This window comes from Virgibacillus carmonensis (assembly GCF_057836705.1).
On sequence record NZ_JBYQFJ010000116.1, the window covers coordinates 1 to 790 of the forward strand.

1 protein-coding gene and 1 pseudogene are annotated in these 790 nt (G+C 36.6%); both read left to right on the forward strand.

Going from position 1 to position 790, the window contains the following annotated elements; all coding sequences use genetic code 11:
* A pseudogene (locus tag AC3G7N_RS20805) lies at positions 1-239 on the forward strand (hypothetical protein); the annotation flags it as partial.
* Positions 220-790, forward strand: a 571-nt coding sequence (gene yycI, locus AC3G7N_RS20810) for a two-component system regulatory protein YycI (RefSeq protein ID WP_489424068.1), incomplete at its 3' end; no start/stop codon positions are given. The pseudogene AC3G7N_RS20805 and the gene yycI, both read left to right, overlap by 20 nt.

A 790-nucleotide genomic window follows, 5' to 3' on the forward strand; every position in this document is an offset into this window, starting at 1 on the left:
TTCCATCGGGTAGTGAACTCATTGCCTACTTGGAAAATGAATTTTCTAAAGCATATGACCTTGATCAAATTAAAGATATAAAGATAGGTTATCAGTTTATCTCTAATAATAATTCATCCCTTTCCGTGACACTTGAACCCGCATGGTTTGTGAATCTTAACGACATGTGGCTGCCAATTGATTTTGAAGAACTGGAACCAGAGAAGGGAGGAGCAATAGATGCAGTGGACGCAAATTAAGACACTTTTTATTCTCTGCTTTCTTGTTCTTGATGTTTTTTTACTGGTTCAGTTTATTCAAAAGCAGGATAAGGAAGATTTAGAAGTGCTGAAGGATGAACAAGAAGAATCCATTCAAAAAAAGCTGGCAGCAGATGATATAGAAATACGCACGGAGCTGCCTGAAGAGGAACTGACAGGGTCCTATATCTCGATTAACCAACAAATATTCAGTGAAGAAAATAGAAGTATGGTTAAATCCACAGAAGATCAGGAAACGGCGATAATTAACAATGATTTTATTATTTCACGATTAAAAGAACAAGTATCAATCGATAGCGAATCGTCCGACGAGGAAATTGAATCGCTTGTGAAGGAAAAGTTAAAGATTATCTCACCGGATAGTTATGTTTTCTGGGACTGGAATAAAGAATTGAATGTATTGCTTTTCTTTCAGGAAAAAAAGAAAAAGCCTCTTTACTATAACCGAAATGGCCTGATACTGGTCTTTCTTAATGATAGAAATGAAATCAGCTTTTACACGCAGGCGTTGCTTGGGGACGTTGAGAAAA